1 protein-coding gene is annotated in these 1,960 nt (G+C 51.8%); it reads left to right on the top strand.

The window, feature by feature from the left end; genetic code table 11:
• Positions 1-613: 613 nt before the first annotated feature.
• Positions 614-1,960, top strand: a 1,347-nt coding sequence (locus tag A918_RS0111545; protein WP_022711221.1) for a DHA2 family efflux MFS transporter permease subunit, incomplete at its 3' end; no start/stop codon positions are given.

Here is a 1,960-nt window from a genome sequence, read left to right as displayed (position 1 = left end):
GCCGGAACACTTCCGGCAGACCTCTTGTGAAATCTGCAGCGCGGGAATTCTCCCGCATAAACAGGTTAAGAGCATTCATTCGCTTATCAATACAGCGCCGCTATGCTCATCCGTCATGATGGTTATGGCAGAAAATCCAGCCCGATCACACTAATGGCAATGGCCGTATTCAGCGTGATGATCATCATGGTATAAAGTATTGCGCTTTTGGTGATCTCAGTCATCTCACACCTCTACGCATCGGCCCCTTATCGATGCTTTGCTCATTTCTGTTTACTCACCAAATGTAACAGCGTGTAACCGGTCACGCAACCCGAAAGCGCTTTTTTCTGCCGCTCCGGCGATGCCGGTCATGGTTTGAGCCTTGTTTTCCGGCCTTGGCAGACAAGAGGGGGCGGGTTCTTCAATTGTAACACGCTCATCACAATCCATTGTTTTTTAAGTCGAAATTAATCACGTTCGCACACGATTTGTTGCCCGCGTTAAATTTTGTGACACTATGTTTTTGCCCGTCAAAAAACTTTGCCGGTCCGGTCAATTCTGCGTGTAATCCGGTCTGGCTGGTTTATATAATGACCATGATGAAACATATCTGACATTCAGGATTCGTATTGTGAATCGCATTATTCCGCTGGTTCTGGCCGTCGCGCTCTTTATGGAGCAGATGGATTCGAATGTGATTTCGACCTCTCTGGCGGCAATTGCAGCCGATATCGGCACCAGCCCCATTGCGCTGAAGCTGGCGCTCACATCCTATCTCGTATCTTTGGCGGTATTTATTCCGGTCAGCGGCTGGATGGCCGACCGCTATGGCGCCCGTAATGTATTTCGTGCAGCGATTGCGGTTTTTGTGATCGGCTCTGTGGCCTGTGCAGCATCCAATTCTCTGATGAGCTTTGTGGTCGCGCGTTTTTTGCAGGGCATGGGCGGGGCGATGATGACGCCGGTCGGTCGTCTGGTCTTGTTGCGCTCCACACCGCGTAATCAGCTGGTGAATGCGATGGCATGGCTGGCAATTCCGAGCATGGTCGGGCCCTTGGTCGGGCCGCCGGTCGGCGGTTTCATCACAACCTATTTCAGCTGGCACTGGATTTTTCTGATTAATGTGCCGATTGGTTTGGCCGGTATCTGGTTTGCCACCAAATATCTGCCGGTGCTGGATGTGCCGTTGCCGCGCAAGCTGGATGTAACCGGTTTTATCCTGTCGGGGCTGGCAATGTCCGGTGTGGTCTTCGGGCTTTCTGTGGTCAGTCTTCCGGCGCTGCCGCCTGCGGTGGGTATTATCACGCTTGGTGTCGGTCTGCTGTCGACAGCTCTATATATCCGCCATGCAAAGCGGGTGGAAAATCCGCTGCTTGATTTGTCATTGTTTCAGAATGATGTGTTCCGTATTTCCGTTGTCGGCGGCAGCCTGTTCCGTTTAGGTATCGGTGCTATTCCGTTTCTGCTGCCGCTGATGTTGCAGCTCGGTTTCGGGCTTGATCCGTTTCAATCCGGTATGATCACTTTTGTTTCGGCAATCGGGGCATTGCTGATGAAATTCGGCGCGACACGAGTTTTCTCCCGTTTTGGCTTCCGCCGGTTGCTGATGTTCGGCTCTCTCGCATCCGCATGTTTTATTATTCTGAACGGTTTTTTCACCCCGCAAACACCGATGACGCTGATCCTGATCGCCTTGCTGTTTGGTGGCTTCCTGCGTTCTATGTTCTTCACCGGTGTCAATGCGCTGGGCTTTGCAGAAATTCCCGACGACAAAACCAGTCAGGCAACACCGATTTCTGCGGTTGCCCAGCAGGTTTCCATCGCAATGGGTGTGGCGCTGGCCGGTGTGATACTGGAACTGAGCACAATCATTCGTGGTTCTGTGCTGCAATTGCAGGATTTCCATATCGCGTTTTATATTGTCGGTGCTATTTCCGCGCTGGCTTTCTTCTCTTTTGTTAAGCTGAAGCCGGAAGCT

It is taken from the genome of Pseudochrobactrum sp. AO18b (genome assembly GCF_000409565.1).
Taxonomy (GTDB): domain Bacteria; phylum Pseudomonadota; class Alphaproteobacteria; order Rhizobiales; family Rhizobiaceae; genus Pseudochrobactrum; species Pseudochrobactrum saccharolyticum.
This window is presented reverse-complemented; position numbering and strand designations above follow the sequence as displayed.